This is a genomic window from Bradyrhizobium sp. STM 3557 (assembly GCF_045571465.1).
Lineage (GTDB): Bacteria > Pseudomonadota > Alphaproteobacteria > Rhizobiales > Xanthobacteraceae > Bradyrhizobium.
The window spans coordinates 7,729,930-7,745,100 of sequence record NZ_CP120697.1 but is presented as its reverse complement, the minus strand read 5'-3'; the positions used below and the strand labels follow the sequence as shown (position 1 = coordinate 7,745,100).

The 15,171-nt window shown below is 65.0% G+C and carries 15 protein-coding genes and 1 pseudogene; 4 read left to right on the top strand and 12 right to left on the bottom strand.

Going from position 1 to position 15,171, the window contains the following annotated elements; translation table 11 throughout:
- The first annotated feature begins 68 nt into the window (after nucleotides 1-68).
- Nucleotides 69-821 (top strand): class I SAM-dependent methyltransferase, encoded by a 753-nt coding sequence (locus tag P6U24_RS35735; RefSeq protein WP_407157063.1) that lies wholly within the window; start codon nucleotides 69-71, stop codon nucleotides 819-821.
- Nucleotides 822-958: 137 nt separating this feature from the next.
- Here the strand turns inward: P6U24_RS35735 and P6U24_RS35730 are convergent, their stop codons facing one another.
- From P6U24_RS35730 to P6U24_RS35705, 6 genes are all read right to left on the bottom strand, one after another.
- Nucleotides 959-1,288: a DMT family transporter gene (locus P6U24_RS35730; protein WP_407157062.1), complete on the bottom strand. Its 330-nt coding sequence runs from the start codon at nucleotides 1,286-1,288 to the stop codon at nucleotides 959-961.
- A gap of 125 nt (nucleotides 1,289-1,413) precedes the next feature.
- Nucleotides 1,414-2,262, bottom strand: coding sequence for a DUF4167 domain-containing protein (locus tag P6U24_RS35725; protein ID WP_407157061.1), 849 nt, complete (start codon nucleotides 2,260-2,262; stop codon nucleotides 1,414-1,416).
- 506 nt (nucleotides 2,263-2,768) lie between these two features.
- Nucleotides 2,769-3,650: a peptide chain release factor N(5)-glutamine methyltransferase gene (prmC, locus tag P6U24_RS35720; RefSeq protein ID WP_407157060.1), complete on the bottom strand. Its 882-nt coding sequence runs from the start codon at nucleotides 3,648-3,650 to the stop codon at nucleotides 2,769-2,771.
- Between the two features lie 220 nt (nucleotides 3,651-3,870).
- Nucleotides 3,871-4,956 carry a peptide chain release factor 1 gene (gene prfA / locus P6U24_RS35715; RefSeq protein ID WP_407157059.1) on the bottom strand — a complete coding sequence of 362 codons (1,086 nt, stop codon included), beginning with the start codon at nucleotides 4,954-4,956 and terminating at the stop codon, nucleotides 3,871-3,873.
- Between the two features lie 66 nt (nucleotides 4,957-5,022).
- Nucleotides 5,023-7,290 (bottom strand): phosphoenolpyruvate--protein phosphotransferase, encoded by a 2,268-nt coding sequence (ptsP, locus tag P6U24_RS35710; RefSeq protein WP_407157058.1) that lies wholly within the window; start codon nucleotides 7,288-7,290, stop codon nucleotides 5,023-5,025.
- Nucleotides 7,291-7,606: 316 nt separating this feature from the next.
- Entirely contained in the window at nucleotides 7,607-8,863 is a 1,257-nt protein-coding gene (locus P6U24_RS35705; protein WP_407157057.1) for an aspartate kinase, read from the bottom strand.
- A 145-nt stretch (nucleotides 8,864-9,008) separates the two neighbouring features.
- Here P6U24_RS35705 and P6U24_RS35700 point away from each other — a divergent pair, with 145 nt between their 5' ends.
- On the top strand, nucleotides 9,009-9,476 hold the full coding sequence (locus P6U24_RS35700; protein WP_407157056.1) for a PH domain-containing protein: 468 nt from the start codon (nucleotides 9,009-9,011) through the stop codon (nucleotides 9,474-9,476).
- 21 nt (nucleotides 9,477-9,497) lie between these two features.
- Nucleotides 9,498-10,256: a bifunctional 2-polyprenyl-6-hydroxyphenol methylase/3-demethylubiquinol 3-O-methyltransferase UbiG gene (gene ubiG / locus P6U24_RS35695; protein ID WP_407160711.1), complete on the top strand. Its 759-nt coding sequence runs from the start codon at nucleotides 9,498-9,500 to the stop codon at nucleotides 10,254-10,256.
- A gap of 302 nt (nucleotides 10,257-10,558) precedes the next feature.
- Here ubiG and P6U24_RS35690 read toward each other — a convergent pair whose 3' ends face one another.
- Complete coding sequence (locus tag P6U24_RS35690) at nucleotides 10,559-10,840, bottom strand: GIY-YIG nuclease family protein (RefSeq protein ID WP_407157055.1); 282 nt, start codon at nucleotides 10,838-10,840, stop codon at nucleotides 10,559-10,561.
- 225 nt (nucleotides 10,841-11,065) lie between these two features.
- On the opposite strand from P6U24_RS35690, the gene P6U24_RS35685 reads away from it, so the two are divergent.
- A complete protein-coding gene (locus P6U24_RS35685) occupies nucleotides 11,066-11,965 on the top strand; it encodes an EamA family transporter (protein ID WP_407160710.1) in 900 nt (299 codons plus the stop codon).
- A 106-nt stretch (nucleotides 11,966-12,071) separates the two neighbouring features.
- Here the strand turns inward: P6U24_RS35685 and P6U24_RS35680 are convergent, their stop codons facing one another.
- From P6U24_RS35680 to P6U24_RS35660, 5 genes and pseudogenes are all read right to left on the bottom strand, one after another.
- Complete coding sequence (locus P6U24_RS35680) at nucleotides 12,072-12,509, bottom strand: EamA family transporter (RefSeq protein ID WP_407157054.1); 438 nt, start codon at nucleotides 12,507-12,509, stop codon at nucleotides 12,072-12,074.
- A gap of 156 nt (nucleotides 12,510-12,665) precedes the next feature.
- The gene (locus P6U24_RS35675) at nucleotides 12,666-13,133 is read right to left on the bottom strand and encodes a DUF1178 family protein (RefSeq protein WP_407157053.1); all 468 of its coding nucleotides are present in this window, start codon (nucleotides 13,131-13,133) and stop codon (nucleotides 12,666-12,668) included.
- The gene (locus P6U24_RS35670) at nucleotides 13,130-14,008 is read right to left on the bottom strand and encodes a carbon-nitrogen hydrolase family protein (protein WP_407157052.1); all 879 of its coding nucleotides are present in this window, start codon (nucleotides 14,006-14,008) and stop codon (nucleotides 13,130-13,132) included. Before P6U24_RS35670 ends, P6U24_RS35675 begins: the two co-directional genes overlap by 4 nt.
- A complete protein-coding gene (gene grxC / locus P6U24_RS35665) occupies nucleotides 14,005-14,280 on the bottom strand; it encodes a glutaredoxin 3 (RefSeq protein ID WP_407157051.1) in 276 nt (91 codons plus the stop codon). The genes P6U24_RS35670 and grxC overlap by 4 nt, the downstream gene beginning before the upstream one ends.
- 31 nt (nucleotides 14,281-14,311) lie before the next feature.
- A pseudogene (locus P6U24_RS35660) lies at nucleotides 14,312-15,120 on the bottom strand (ComF family protein).
- Nucleotides 15,121-15,171 lie beyond the last annotated feature (51 nt).

The following is a 15,171-nucleotide window of genomic DNA, read 5'->3' as shown; positions in this document are numbered from 1 at the left end:
GTTAATGCGTCCGGCGCAACGCCATCTTCCCCGGGCAGACAGCGCTCGCATCATGCTACATTGCACCTATGGACGTCATCGATCTCCGCGACTTCTATTCGCAGCACCTCGGCATTGTCGCGCGGCGCTTGATCAATCGCGGCATCCGGGCGCGTTGGCCGAGCGCACGGGGCCAGCGCGTACTCGGCGTCGGCTATCCCACGCCCTATCTCGGCCTGTTTCGCGAGGATTCCGAGCGCTGCATCGCCTTCATGCCGGCGGCGCAAGGCGTGCTGAAATGGCCGACCGCACGGCCGACGCTGGCCTCGCTGGTCGATGAATATGCGCTGCCGCTGCCGGATGCGGCGATCGATCGCATCCTGCTGGTGCATGCGCTGGAGCTGTCGGACGATCCTGCCGGGCTGTTGCGCGAAGTATGGCGGGTGATGGCGCCCTCGGGTCGTATGATCATCGTGATCCCGAACCGGCGCGGGGTGTGGACGCGCACCGACAGCACGCCGTTCGGACACGGCCGGCCCTATTCGCGCTCGCAGATTACGGAGCTGTTACGGCAGGCCTGGTTCACGCCGACCGCCTGGGGCGAGGCGCTGTTCATGCCGCCGGTCGCCGGCAGCTGGTTCCTCCGTTCGGCCCTGGCCTGGGAACGCGTGGGAGCAGCCCTGTCACTGCCCTTCGCCGGCGTGCACATCGTCGAGGCTACCAAGCAGGTCTATCGTGTCAGTCCGGCCCGGCGGGAGCGCGTCAGACTGATCCCAAGGCTCGAGCCGGTGCTGGTGCCCTCGCCGACTTCGCGTCGCGAAGCCGAGGGCGGCGGCAAATAAGCTGCGAAGCTGTTGCCCGGAAGGCGGTGTGCTCCCTCTCCCGCAAGCGGGGCGAGGTTGGCACTGAATGCGCCGCAAGATCCTTCATTTGGCTCACAAGAGCGCTGCGGCGCCAAGTTCTTCCATCCGATTTTATGCTACTGCGCGGACGCGCCGGAGAACAGGTTCATCACGACGACACCGGTGATGATGAAGGTCATGCCGATCATGGCCGGCAGGTCCAGCCGCTCGCCGCGCGACAGCCAGGCGAACAGCGAGATCAGGATGATGCCGACGCCGGACCAGATCGCATAGGCGACGCCGGTCGGCATACTCTTCAGCGCCAGCGACAGGCAGTAGAAGGCGATGGCATAGAACGCCAGGGTCAGCGCGGCCCAGGCCGGGCGGCTGAAGCCGTCGGATAGTTTCAGGGCGGTGGTCGCGAACACCTCGGCGAGAATCGCGATCGCGAGCGGGACATAGGTCATGGCCTGCCCGCGTACCACGCCGACTTGACCCCTGTCTGACAGCAGCCCGGCTTGCAGAATTTGGCGCAACAAAAAAGGCGGGCGGCATGTCCTGCCGACCCGCCTGTTGATGCTGGCAGGCGCGATTATTCGCCGGGATTGAAGTCTTCGCTGGGGGCCGGTGCCGGAGCGGCTGCGGCTTCCGCGCGCGGCCCATGCGGACGGCGGCGCCGGCGCGGATAGCGTTCGCCGCCACCCTCGAAGGCGGCCGGTGCATTAGTGATCTGCGGCTGCGGCCCGGTGATGAAGGACGGCAGACGGTCGACGCTGGACTCGGCGATGACGGGCTGGGGTTGCGGCTGCGGCTGGTATTGCGGCTGCGGACGCTCGCGAACCTCGCGTGGTTCGCGGTGTTCGCGCGGCTCACGACCTTCGCGGGGCTCACGCGGTTCGCGATGCTCGCGCGGCTGCTGCTGGTCACGCTGGTAGGGTTGATTGTCGCGATCGCGATCCCGCTGATGCTCGCGCGGGCTATTGTCACGATCACGGCCATCGCGATCCCGGCCGTCACGATCACGGCCCTCGCGGTCGCGCATATAGGGCTGGGGTTGCTGCTGCACCGGAACGAAGCCCGGCTCCTGGCCGAAATTCGAGAAGCTTTCGCCGTCATCGTCGAGATCATCCGGCGACGGCACATCGTCGATGTTGCGCGGCTGCGGCTGATTCTGGCGGAACTGCTCCTGCGCGGCGGCGATCAGGCGGAAGTAATGCTCGGCATGCTGGTAGTAGTTCTCGGCTGCGACCGGATCGCCGGACGAGCGGGCATCGCGCGCAAGCTGGACGTATTTCTCGGCGACGTGGGAGGCAGTGCCGCGGATCTTGATGTCCGGCCCGTTCGACTCGAACACCCTGGTCAGCGGGTTCTGGCCGCGCCGGTTATTATTACCGCCGTTATTGCGGTTGCGCATCCGCTTGTTGTTTTGACCGTTTCTCATGTCCTGCCTTTATTCCAACCCTACGTTAGGAATTCTGAAGTGCCGCCGTGAATTGTCACCGTGATGCCAAAGCAGGTCGCTCGGGCTCCACGCGCCAAGGTGCGATTCTCGGCGCGATCCCCGTGTGCAATCCGACCCATGCCGATTTGATCGACAGTCGATTATCTCGACAAAGCGCGCTCAACACGCGTTCCCCACCCGCCAGCCCAAATGCCGGCGAACCATGTCATGCTGCCTGCCAGGACAGATCCCGCCAAGGCAGACCCAGTTTCTTCACGTCATACGTCAAGCGCAAAATCAGGCTTTCGTTCGCTCTGCAGTCGCGAGCTGCGCAGCCCTCTGGGCCATCGCGCTCAACGGACCTGCGTTCTGGAACCTATCGCCCGGCGCGGCTCTTCCAAGCTCGTGATCCGTAGCCGTCTACGGGGCCTGCGCCGATGCTGTCGGAAGGAAACGTAGTCGCTCCGGGGGATGATTCCAAGAGGTTTTTACGCCTCACTTTGGCTTTATATGGGCTTTTTTCGACCCAAAACGACCCGGGGGATCCCGGCGAGGTCAGCCCTTATCATGGTTAAATCTGCGGTAAATCCCGCGTCTGTCATCAGGCCTTCAACATCGCCTGCCTGGCCCTGGCCGACCTCGACCGCCACCGCGCCGCCCGGGCGCAGCAGGGCGGCCGCCTGCGGGATCAGGGCGCGATAAGCGTCGAGTCCGTCAGCGCCTCCGTCCAACGCGCGCGCCGGATCGTGCGCGCGGACCTCGATCGCGAGGCCCGCGATGTCGCCCCCGGGGATGTAGGGCGGATTGGAGACGACCAGATCGAACGGGCCAGACAGCGCGGACGCGTAAGAGCAGGCGACGAACGCCGCGCGGTCGCCGAGCCCAAGCGCGACAGCATTGTCGCGTGCAGTGCGCAGCGCACCGACGCTGATGTCGGTGCCGATGCCAAAGCTCTGCGGCAGCTCGGAGAGCAGCGCCAGCAGGATCGCGCCGGAGCCAGTGCCGAGATCGGCAATGCGCAGGGGATCGTTGACCGATCCCGTTCCGCGAACGTGATCGAGCGCTGCCTCGACCACGGTCTCGGTGTCCGGCCGCGGCACCAGTGTTTCGGTCGAGAGCTTGAACGCCAGGCCCCAGAATTCCTTGGCGCCGAGAATGCGTGCGACCGGCTCGCCCGCGAGCCGGCGCTGTGCCAGTGCATCAAGCCGGGCCGAATCCTCCGCGCTGAGGCTGCGCGCGCCTTGCGTGACCAGTCCGGTGAGATCGAGCTGCAGCGCGGCTCCCATCAGCATCCGTGCATCGATCTCGGGCGAATCGAGGCCGGCTGCCGCAAAGCGTGTGGTGAGCGCGCGGCGCGCCTGGTCGATGTTCACAGCGGCGTCGCTCATGATGCAGCCCGAGCTGGCGGTACGTTCTCGGTGTCGTCCCCGCGAACGCGGGGACCCATAGCCACCGTCAGAAGATGGAAAGCGAGCTTGTCGCTCCGTCGTCGTGCCCACCAAGAGCACCTGTGGTTATGGGTCCCGGCGTTCGCCGGGACGACACCGTATGTATGGAAGCGGCGTCGCGCTCGCTGCGCCTCGTTTCCCCGAGACGACATCTCAGACATTACGCCGCCGCACCTTGTGCGGCGAGCTGAGCGGCCTGATGCTCGGTGGTCAGCGCGTCGATCAATTCGCCCAGGGCTTCGCCTGATATCACCTGGGGCAGCTTGTAGAGCGTGAGGTTGATGCGGTGGTCGGTGACGCGTCCTTGCGGGAAATTATAGGTGCGGATGCGCTCGGAGCGATCGCCTGAGCCGACCTTCTCCTTGCGGTCGGCCGAGCGCGCCGCATCCACGCGCTGCCGTTCGGCGTCGTAGATGCGCGAGCGCAGGATGTTCATGGCGGAGGCGCGGTTCTTGTGCTGCGAGCGGCTGTCCTGCATCATCACCACGATGCCGGTCGGCAGATGGGTGATGCGGATCGCCGATTCCGTCTTGTTGACGTGCTGGCCGCCGGCGCCCTGCGCGCGCATGGTCTCGATGCGCAGGTCCTCGTTCTTGATGTCGACGTCGACATCCTCGACCTCGGGCAGCACCGCCACCGTCGCCGCGGAGGTGTGGATACGGCCCTGCGTCTCGGTATCTGGCACGCGCTGCACCCGGTGCACGCCGGATTCGAATTTGAGTTTCGCAAACGCGCCGCGGCCCTGCACCTCGGCGATGATCTCCTTGTAGCCGCCGACGGTGCCTTCGCTTGCCGAGATCACCTCGACTTTCCAGCCCTGCAAGGCGGCGAAGCGTTCATACATCCGGAACAGGTCGCCGGCGAACAGCGAGGCTTCGTCGCCGCCGGTGCCGGCGCGGATTTCCAAGACGACGTTGCGATCGTCCATCGCGTCCTTGGGGAGCAGCGCGACGCGGATCTGCTGCTCCAGCTCGCCGCGGCGCGCGATCAGCTCCTCGCGCTCGGCCTCGGCCATGCTGCGCATCTCGGCATCCGTTGCGGGGTCTGCGATCAACGCCTCGGTGTCGGCGAGCTCTTTGACACCTGCACGATACGCCTTCACCGCCTCGATCAGCGGATTGAGCTCGGCGAGCTCGCGGGTGATCTGGACATATTTGTCGGAATTGACCTGGCCGAGCAGCTCCGCCTCGAGCGAGGCGTGGTGCGCGAGCAGGACGTCCAGTTTGGCTTCGGGCAGCGACGACATCGAAAAATCTCAAGCGGGCAAATTCAGGGGAACGGAGCGGACGAGCGAGATGGCCGGCAAGCCACGCTACAACGGCAAGCCTTCGGCCTCGGCAAACTCGGTCAGCTTCTGCCGGATCGAGAGGCTGCCGGAAGGCGCGGCGAGCAGCTCGTTCATCCGCGCCTCGGCCTTCCCCGCGTCGAGCTCCAGGACCATCGCCTTGACCGGGCCGTGCGCGGTTGCAGACAAGGACAACGAACGATAGCCGAGCGCGATCAACGCCAGCGCACCGATGGGCTTGGAGGCCATCTCGCCGCACAGCGAGACCGACTTCTTCGCGGCCTGCGACTTGCGGACGATGTCGCGCAGCGCCCGCAGGATCGGCACCGACAGCGTGTCGAACCGTTCCGAGACCTTGGCGTTGCCGCGGTCGACCGCGAACAGGAACTGGAACAGGTCGTTGGATCCGACCGAGATGAAGTCGACCTTGGTGAGGAGCTCGTCGAGCTGATAGAGCAGCGCCGGCACTTCCAGCATGGTGCCGACGTCGATCCGCTCCGGCAGCGTGTGACCGTGCTGGCGCAAATAGGTCAGCTCGCGCTCGACGATGGCCTTCGCGGTGTCGAACTCCGAGACCTCCGAGATCATCGGGAACATGATGCGCAGCGCGCGGCCGCCGCCGGCCCGCAACAGCGCCCGGATCTGCCCGCGCAGCAGGCCCGGCCGGTCGAGCCCGAGCCGGATGGCGCGCCAGCCAAGCGCCGGGTTCTCCTCGATCACGGTCTCCATATAGGGCAGCGCCTTGTCGCCGCCAATGTCGAGCGTGCGGAAGGTGACGGGCTTGTTGCCGGCGGCGTCGAGCACCGTGCGATAGAGCGCGAGCTGGTCGCTGGAGCGCGGCAGGCTCGGGCTCACCATGAACTGCAATTCGGTGCGGAACAGGCCGATGCCGGCGCTGCCGGTGTCCTCGATATGCGGCAGGTCGATGACCAGGCCGGCATTGATCATCAGCTCGACCGGCTGGCCGTCCTTGGTGATGCAGGGCTTCTCGCGCAGCTCGAGATATTGCGCCTGGCGGCGGGCGCGGAAGCGCACCCGCTCGGCATAGGCCGATTCGATCTCGGCCGAAGGGCGCACATAGATCGAGCCCGAGGTGCCGTCGACGATGATGGCGTCACCGGGATCGGCGATACCGGGCGCGTTCGGCACTTCGCCGACCGCGGGAATGCCGAGCGCGCGCGCCACGATCGCGACATGCGAGTTGGCGGTGCCTTCCTCCAGCACCAGGCCCCGCAGCCGCTTGCGGTCGTAGTCGAGCAGCGCCGCCGGCCCCATCGCGCGCGCGATCAGGATGGCGTTGTCGGGCAGCTGCTCGCGCGAGGGCGCGTGATCCTGGCCGACGAGCTGGCGCAGCAGGCGATAGCCAAGGTCCTCGAGGTCGTGCAGGCGCTCGCGCAAATACGGGTCGGTCGAGCGCAGCATGCGGGCGCGGGTGTCGGACTGCACGCGCTCCACCGCGGCCTCGGCGGTGAGGCCGGTGGCCACCGCCTCCTGCAGCTTGTGCGACCAGCCCTGGTCGTTGGCGAACATGCGATAGGCTTCGAGCACGTCGCGATGCTCACCACCCTCGGCGACGTCGCCGCGCTCCAGAAGGCGGTCGAGATCGGATCGCAGCTTCGCCAGCGCGGCATCGAGCCGCTTGATCTCCTTCGGCAGGTCCTCGGCGATGTAGTTGTTCACGACAACGCGCGGCTCATGCAGCACGACATGGCCGAGCGCGATGCCGTCGGAGAGGATGGAGCCGGTCTTGTGGATCGAGTGCCGCGCCGCGGGCTCGGCGCCGGGCTGCGCCAGCGCCGCAAGCTCGCCGGAGGCGATCATCTCGGCGAGCACCATCGCCGTGGTCTGCAGCGCCTCGACCTCTTCCTCGACATAGGTGCGCTTGGCGCGGTTCTGCACCACCAGCACGCCGAGCGTATTGCCGGCGCGGAGCACCGGCACGCCGAGGAAGGAGTGATAGATTTCTTCGCCTGTTTCCGGGCGGTAAGAGAATGCCGGATGGCTCTGCGCGTCGCTGAGGTTCAGCGGCGTCGCCTCGCTGGCGACGAGACCGACCAGACCCTCATGCGCGCTCAGCACCGTCCTATGGACCGCGTCGCGGTTCAGGCCCTCGGTGGCATACAACTCCAGCGTATTGTCGACGCGCAGCACATAGACCGAGCAGACCTCCGCCACCATGTTGGCGGCGATCAGCACCACGATCTTGTCCAGGCGTTCCTGCGCCGAGACCTGCTCCGCCATGGTTTCGCGAAGCCGTCTGAGCAAGACGCGGGGGCCTCCCGACGCGCTTCGCATGTGGCACAATCCCCTTCCTGGGGCCAGTCCGGCCGGCAGCCGGAAGTCTGGCGCTAAGCTCTGGACATGCAACGGCTTTCTTAATCTGGGTCGCCGCACGCCCCAGGTGCCGGCCCAAATCAGGACAACCTCTGCTCGGGTTCCACCCGCAGCAGCAATCCTGACAGGCCGTATAGCGAATTGGGGCTTGTTTTGCCAAGCAAAAGGCCTGCCATCACCGGAAAGCTCAACGGCTTTCGGTGCGGCCCATGAATACCGTGTGCGAGACCGGCGACCCCGGCAGCCGGAGCTCGCGCGAGGGAGGGAGAATTTTCTCCTAGACTTGATCCAGTCCGTAGAGCGTATGCAGCGTGCGGACCGCAAGCTCGGTATAGGCGGCATCGATCAACACCGAGAACTTGATCTCGGAGGTGGTGATGGCGCGGATGTTGATGCTGCGCTCGGCAAGCGCCTTGAATGCCTTGGCGGCCACGCCGGCATGGCTGCGCATGCCGCTCCCGATCACCGAGACCTTCGCGACATCGGTCGCGGTATCCAGCCGCTGGTAGCCGATCTTGTCCTTGGATGCGGAGATCGTCTCGCGGGCGCGATTGTAATCGGCGGCCGGCACCGTGAAGGTGAGGTCGGTGGTCTTGCCGTCCTCCGAAACGTTCTGCACGATCATGTCGACATTGATGTTGGCATCCGCCAGCGGGCCGAAGATCGACGCCGCAACGCCGGGCTTGTCGGCGATCTGACGGACCGAGATCTGCGCCTCATCCTTCGAAAAGGCGATGCCGGTGACGACGTGGCTTTCCATGATGTGTTCCTCGCTGCAGATCAGCGTGCCCGGCGGCTGGTTGGCATGGGGATCGATGTCTTCAGGCTTGTCGAAGGAGGAGCGGACGAAGATCGGCATGTTGTGCACCATGCCGAGTTCCACGGAGCGTACCTGCAAAACCTTGGCGCCCTGCGAGGCCAGCTCCAGCATGTCCTCGAAGGCGATCTTGTCGAGCCGCTTGGCCTTCGGCACCACGCGCGGATCGGTGGTGTAGACGCCGTCGACATCGGTGTAGATATCGCAGCGGTCAGCCTTCACGGCAGCTGCGATCGCGACCGCCGAGGTGTCGGAGCCGCCGCGGCCGAGCGTGGTGATTCGGCCCGTCTCGGGGCTGATGCCCTGGAAGCCGGCGATGACGGCGACCTCCTTGCGCTCCTTGAAGCGCTGGATCAGCTCGGAGCCGTCGATCTCGAGGATGCGGGCGGAAGCATGCGCATCGCTGGTCTTGATCGGGATCTGCCAGCCTTGCCAGGAGCGGGCCTGGATGCCCATGCTTTGCAGCACGATCGCAAGCAGGCCGGAGGTGACCTGCTCGCCCGACGCCACCACGGCGTCATATTCGCGGGCATCATGCAGCGGCGAGGCCTCCGTGCACCAGGCGACCAACTCGTTGGTCTTGCCGGACATCGCTGACACGACGACCGCGACCTCGTGGCCCGCATCGACCTCGCGCTTCACATGGCGCGCGACGTTGCGGATACGGTCGATGTTGGCGACGGATGTGCCGCCGAATTTCAGCACGAGGCGACCCATGACGACGCGCTCATTCCCTGAAGAAGGATAAATTGGCCACCTCGCGCGAAAGCAGGAGGCGCGCCAGCCGAAACGCGCGTATACATAGCGCCGCGGCCGGGGGCAAGCGGGTTCCTAAGCAAGGGTTTGGTGTCAGAGGCGAGGTATGGGGCGGTATATCGACGAGATCCTGCAGCCCGGGGAGAAGGTGCTGTATTCGACCAATGCGCATTGGGTCTTTTATCTCCCGGCAATTGCGGCCTGGCTGGTGGCCGCAGGCCTGCTGGTGCTGTCACGCCTGACCACGGCCGACAGTCTCGTCTTGCTGTGCCTTGCAGCCGCTGCGGTGGTCGCGATCGCGGCGCTGTACTGGACCGTTAAAGCCTGGTTCCATCGGCTGACCACCGAGACCGACGTCACCAATCGCCGGGTCGTGCACAAGACCGGCTTCATCACCCGCAAGACGTTCGAGATGGCCCTGGACAAGATCGAGAGCGTTGATGTCGATCAGAGCATCTCGGGACGCATTCTCGATTATGGCGATGTCACAATCCTGGGCGTCGGAGAGGGACGACAGACGATTCAGACGATCGCTTCTCCTCTGGCGTTCCGCAACGCCATCACTGCCCGCTAGCGAGACGGAGAGGTGATGACGATGCCCGGTGACTCCCGCGCCAGCACGGCCGGTTCGACGGTGGACCCCGCCGAGATCGCTAAATTCTCAAAACTGTCGGAGACCTGGTGGGACCCCAAGGGCAAGATGGCACCCTTGCACCAGATCAATCCGCTGCGGCTCGCCTACATCCGCGATGCCGCTTGCCGCAAGTTCGAGCGCAACCCGAAGAGCCTCAATTGCCTCTCCGGCCTGCGCATGCTCGACATCGGCTGCGGCGCGGGCCTGCTGTGCGAGCCGTTCACCCGGCTTGGCGCGCAGGTGATCGGCGTCGACCCTTCCGCGAGCAACATCGCCGCCGCCCGGCTGCACGCCGAAAAGGGGCATTTGTCGATCGACTATCGCTGCACCACCATCGAGGAGATGGACCCGCGGGAGCGCTTCGACATCGTGCTGGCGATGGAGGTGGTCGAGCATGTCGCCGACATCGGGGCGTTCGTGTCGCGCTGCGCCGCCATGCTCAAGCCCGGCGGAATGCTGGTGGCCTCGACCTTGAACCGCAACTGGAAGAGCTTTGCGCTCGCCATCGTCGGCGCCGAATATGTGCTGCGCTGGCTGCCGCGCGGCACGCATCAATGGAGCAAGTTCGTCACGCCGGACGAGCTCACCAAATACCTGCTCGACAACCGCCTCGTCATCACCGAGCAGACCGGCGTGGTCTACAGCCCCTTTGCAGACCGCTGGAGCCTGTCGTCCGACATGGACGTCAACTACATGGTGGTGGCCGAGCAGATGGTGTAGCTGTTTTTCGCTCGCCTGACGTCTTTTTGATCCCGTTTTCTATGGTCGCTTTGATCGCACCTGCGACCACATAGACGCTGTCGTCCCTGCGAACGCAGGGACCCATAGCCACAGGATTTAATCGTTGCGATCGGTGCTGGCCGCATGCCTGTTCCCGCGATCACGCGGTATGGGTCCAGGGTCGGCGCGCTACGCGCTTGCCCGGGACGACAGTCATGTACGTTGCCGCAGTATTTGATTCAACGATGTCATCCCCGCAAACACGAGGATCATAATCAAAGCAGGCAGTTTCGGGCGCGGTATCAAACGATCAGATCGCTCAAGTCGCGCCATTCGAGGTTATCCCGCTCGATCAACTCGATCTTCCAATCACGCTTCCAGCGCTTGAGCTGTTTCTCACGCGTAATGGCTTCTTCGGCCCGGTCGTATGTCTCGATACAAACCAGGCGAAAGACTCCATATTTTTTGACGAACAGCGAGCCTTGGCCGTTGCGATGCTGCTCAAGCCGTTTCTGAATTGAGTTGGTCACGCCGATATACAGCGTGCCGTAACGACCACTCGCGAGAATATAGACATAGTACATGGTCGTACCGTCGCGCGGATGGATTTGTCCAAAATAACTGAAGCCCGTGGTTATGGGTCCCTGCGTTCGCAGGGACGACACCGTTTGCGCAGCGCCGTTCTACCATAAATGCAAACGAATCCGCCGGTCTATTGCCCCGTCGCAATCCCGGCATGCGCCGTTGCTGTTGACCGCGCGATGCGCACCGGGCACGGTGGCGCGGTACTCCTGCCGCCCAATCGCCTCATGGTCTCCATCACCACGCTCTGGATTCCCTTCACGCTGGTCGCTTCCGCCGGCCAGGTTGCGCGCAATGCGATGCAACGGTCGCTGACGGCGAAGCTCGGCACCTGGGGTGCGACCAACATCCGCTTCCTGTTCGGCTTCCCGTTCTCGCTGCTGTTTCTCGGCCTCGTGCTGCTCGCCTCAGGCGATCCGCTGCCGTGGCCGCCCTTCGCGTTCTGGCCCTGGCTGCTGCTCGGCGCGCTCTGCCAGATCATTGGCACCGGGCTGATGCTGCTCGCGATGACCGATCGCTCCTTCGTGGTGACGACCGCCTATCTGAAAACGGAAGCGATTCAGACCGCCGTCTTCGGCTTCGTCTTCCTCGGCGATCCGTTGTCCGTGATGAAGGTGGTCGCGATCCTGATCGCGACGATCGGCGTGATCATCACAGCGCTGCGGCCTGGCGGCGAGAAGGGCTTTGCTGAGCTGAAGCCCACGGCGATCGGTCTCGCTGCAGCGGCGGCCTTTGCGCTTTCGGCGGTCGGCTATCGCGGCGCCATCATCACGGTCGAGGGCGTCTCCTTCGTCACCGCCGCGACCACCACGCTGGTGTGGGGCCTGTTCCTGCAAACGCTGCTGCTGACGATTTATCTGTTGGCGCGCGCGCCGCGCATCCTCAAGGCGATCCTGGCGCTGTGGCGGCCGTCGATGCTCGCGGGCTTCGTCGGTGCCTTCTCGTCGCAGTTCTGGTTCCTGGCGTTCGCACTGACCGCGGCCGGCAATGTGCGCACGCTGGCGCTGGTCGAGGTGCTGTTCGCGCAAGGCGTGTCGTATTACTCGTTCAAGCAGCCGGCTTCGCTCCGTGAGATCTCCGGCATCGTGCTGATCGTCGCCGGCGTGGCGCTGCTGATCGCTGCCTGATGGCTGGAGCGTTTTCAAGCGAAGTGGATACCGGTTCGCGTTAAGAGAACGCGTCAAGACAAGAAGCTAGAGCCTCCGTTCCGATACGATCGGAACGGAAAAGGCTCTAGGCCTTGATCGCGATCAGCACTGCGCCGCTCGCGATCAGCGCGATGCCGATCCAGCCTTGCAATGATGGGCGCTCGCCGAGAAAAACCGTGCCGAACAGCGCGACCAGCACCACGCTGAGCTTGTCGATCGGCGCGACCAGGGTCGCGGGACCGAGCTTGAGCGCGCGGAAATAGCACAGCCAGGAGGCGCCGGTGCCGAGCGCCGACAACACCAGGAACAACCAGCTCTTCGTCGGAATCGGACCGGGACTGGTGAGCTGGCCGGTCACGAACAGGATCGCCGCCAGCGTCATCAGCACGATGGCGGTGCGGATCAAGGTGGCGAGATCGGAATTGATGCCCTCGACGCCAACTTTGGCGAAGATCGCGGTCAGTGCCGCGAACAGAGCGGAGAGCAGAGCCCAGAGTTGCCAGGAGGAGGAGAGGGGAGACATTTATGGGTTCTACCCGATCGAATTTGCTTCGGTCTCTCCATCGTCATTGCGAGGAGCGTAAGCGACGAAGCACTCCAGAATCGTATGTGGGGCGCTGGATTGCTTCGCTTCGCTCGCAATGACGGAAATTACGTGCGCGGAATGACTCGCTGCGCGTCAATTCCTATCGTCCGGCAGCACCGGCAACGGCGCGACTTCGATGCCTTCCTCGACCAGCTCGCGCGCTTCCTGCAGCGAGGCCTCGCCATAGATCGGCCGGTGCTCGATGTCGCCGTAATGCATCTTGCGCGCCTCGTTCGGGAACTGCTCGCCGACATTGTCGGCGTTTTTGACGATATGGTCGCGCAGCTCCTTCAGCTTGGCGCGCAGCTCACGCTCCTGCGCCATCATCAGCGATTGCGGTCCGGCTGGCCCCGCAGGCTCCGGCGCGGCCGGGACGCGCGCCAGTTCGCGGCCCTTCTTGCTGACGATCTGCGGCGCCATGATCGCCTTCTCGACCTTGGTCGAACCGCAGGAGGGGCATTCCACCAGCTTGCGCTTGACCTGGGATTCGTAGGCCGAGGAGCTCTGGAACCAGCTTTCGAAGGTGTGATCGCGTTCGCAGCGCAGGGCGTAGCGGATCATGCCGATCCTCGCACCAGGTGCAGATAGTCAGGCCCGGCCTTCGGATCGGCCATGCCGAAGCGGCGGCCATGCTGCAGCGACGGGATCGCCTTGTGCGCGGTCTCGACGCGTGAGGGATCGATGCGGGCGAGCACCACGCCCGGTTCGGTACCGCCGTCGGCAAGCACCTCGCCCCAGGGATCGACGATCAGCGAATGGCCGAAAGTCTCGCGCTTGTTCTCGTGCAAGCCGCACTGCGCCGCCGCGAAGATGAAGCAGCCGGTCTCGATGGCGCGCGCCCGCAGCAGCGTGTGCCAATGCGCCTCGCCGGTCTTGCGCGTGAAGGCCGATGGCACAGTGATGAAGGAAGCGCCGGCTTCCGCGAGCGCACGGTAGAGCGCAGGAAAGCGCACGTCGTAGCAGATGGTCAGCCCGATCCGGCCCCAGGGCAGGTCGGAGATCACGGCGGTCTCGCCAGGCTGGTAGTTGGCGGATTCGCGGTAGCTCTCGCCGCCCGGAAGATCGATGTCGAACATGTGGATCTTGTCGTAGCTCGCGAGGATGTCGCCCTCCGGCCCGATCAGGAACGAGCGGTTGACCGCCTTCTCCTCCGAGAAGCGCAGCGCCAGCGAGCCGACATGCAGATGGATCTTCAGCTCCGCGGCGAGCGCACGATAGGCCTTCAGCGAGGCATCCTCGTCCTGGCTTTTCAGATGCTCGAACAGCGCGGCCCGATTGAGCTGCATCATATTGCTGACTTCAGGCGTCTGCACATAGTCGGCGCCCTGCGCCGCCGCTTCGCGGATCAGCCGGGTTGCCTGCGCGAGGCTGGGCTCGGGTAGGAGGCCCGTGCGCATCTGCACCATGGCGGCTGTGAAGCTGCGGTCAGTGCTCATGATGCGACCCCCTCGCTTGCGAGCATGGCGTCGAGCTTGCCGGCGCGGTCGAGCGCATAGAGATCGTCGCAGCCGCCGATGTGCGTGCCGCGGATGAAGATCTGCGGAAAGGTCGAGCCCGGGCCGACGCGGTCATACATCTGCTGCCGGAATGATGGGTCCTTGCCCGCATCATATTCGGTAAAGACAGCCTTTTTGCGGGTCAGCAGCGATCGGGCGGCCGTGCAATAGCCACAGCCGGGCCGGGTGTAGATTTCGATGGCGGCGGTCATCTCGCGCTCAATTGTTAATGGAGTCAGCGGATTATATGGGAGGGCGGGGGGCATCCACAACCCGGGCGAAGACCAGCACATCGACCTGCGCCGCTTTGGCGCGCAGCAGCGCCCGTGCACAGGCATCGAGCGTTGCCCCTGTCGTCAGCACGTCGTCCACCAGCACGATCCGCCGGCCCTGCACATCCGATAGGCGGTCGGCCGATACCTGGAAGGCACCCTGCACGTTGCTGGCGCGCTGGCTGCGGGAGAGCCCGACCTGCTGTTCCGTCGACCGGACCCGGCGCAGTGCGTCAGATCGCAGCATCACGCCGCTCTGGCGCGCGATCACCCGCGCGAGCGCGCCGGATTGATTGTAGCGACGGCTGAAGCTGCGCCGCCAATGCAGCGGCACCGGAATCAGCGCATCGGCGCTCTCGAGCAGTTCGCGGCCGGCGCGTGCCATCCAGCGGCCCATGATCGGCGCCAGGTCGGTGCGGTCCTGGTATTTCAGCGCGTGGACGAGCGTGCGGGCGATGTCGTCATAGCGCACGGCGGCCGCGCCCGCGCATAGGCCGGCGGGCTCGCGATCGCCTCCATCGACAGCAGATCGGGGCCGGGATCGTAGACGAAGGGAATGCCGAGTTTCGGGCAATAGGGACGCTCGATGAACGACAATTTGCCCCAGCAGGCGGCGCAGACACCTTCGCCGTCGACCGGCTCGCGGCAAGCGATGCAGAGCGTCGGCAGCGCGATGTCGAGCGCGAGTTTTGCCAGATGCACGCAGGTCGTGCGCACCAGGCCGGTGGCCGCGCGCATGTGCGACGTCAGGGAACGCGGAGGAGCGAAGTCGGCCTGCATGCGTTGAAGGCTAGCGCCGTGAGGGCTTGCGCTCAAGCGGCCGGTTGCTCG

Coding starts and splice junctions, on each gene's coding strand:
- P6U24_RS35735 (WP_407157063.1), top strand. CDS start 69: ATGGACGTCATCGATCTCCGCGACTTCTATTCGCAGCACCTCGGCATT.
- P6U24_RS35730 (WP_407157062.1), bottom strand. CDS start 1,288: ATGACCTATGTCCCGCTCGCGATCGCGATTCTCGCCGAGGTGTTCGCG.
- P6U24_RS35725 (WP_407157061.1), bottom strand. CDS start 2,262: ATGAGAAACGGTCAAAACAACAAGCGGATGCGCAACCGCAATAACGGC.
- prmC (WP_407157060.1), bottom strand. CDS start 3,650: ATGAGCGACGCCGCTGTGAACATCGACCAGGCGCGCCGCGCGCTCACC.
- prfA (WP_407157059.1), bottom strand. CDS start 4,956: ATGTCGTCGCTGCCCGAAGCCAAACTGGACGTCCTGCTCGCGCACCAC.
- ptsP (WP_407157058.1), bottom strand. CDS start 7,290: ATGCGAAGCGCGTCGGGAGGCCCCCGCGTCTTGCTCAGACGGCTTCGC.
- P6U24_RS35705 (WP_407157057.1), bottom strand. CDS start 8,863: ATGGGTCGCCTCGTGCTGAAATTCGGCGGCACATCCGTCGCCAACATC.
- P6U24_RS35700 (WP_407157056.1), top strand. CDS start 9,009: ATGGGGCGGTATATCGACGAGATCCTGCAGCCCGGGGAGAAGGTGCTG.
- ubiG (WP_407160711.1), top strand. CDS start 9,498: ATGCCCGGTGACTCCCGCGCCAGCACGGCCGGTTCGACGGTGGACCCC.
- P6U24_RS35690 (WP_407157055.1), bottom strand. CDS start 10,840: ATGTACTATGTCTATATTCTCGCGAGTGGTCGTTACGGCACGCTGTAT.
- P6U24_RS35685 (WP_407160710.1), top strand. CDS start 11,066: ATGGTCTCCATCACCACGCTCTGGATTCCCTTCACGCTGGTCGCTTCC.
- P6U24_RS35680 (WP_407157054.1), bottom strand. CDS start 12,509: ATGTCTCCCCTCTCCTCCTCCTGGCAACTCTGGGCTCTGCTCTCCGCT.
- P6U24_RS35675 (WP_407157053.1), bottom strand. CDS start 13,133: ATGATCCGCTACGCCCTGCGCTGCGAACGCGATCACACCTTCGAAAGC.
- P6U24_RS35670 (WP_407157052.1), bottom strand. CDS start 14,008: ATGAGCACTGACCGCAGCTTCACAGCCGCCATGGTGCAGATGCGCACG.
- grxC (WP_407157051.1), bottom strand. CDS start 14,280: ATGACCGCCGCCATCGAAATCTACACCCGGCCCGGCTGTGGCTATTGC.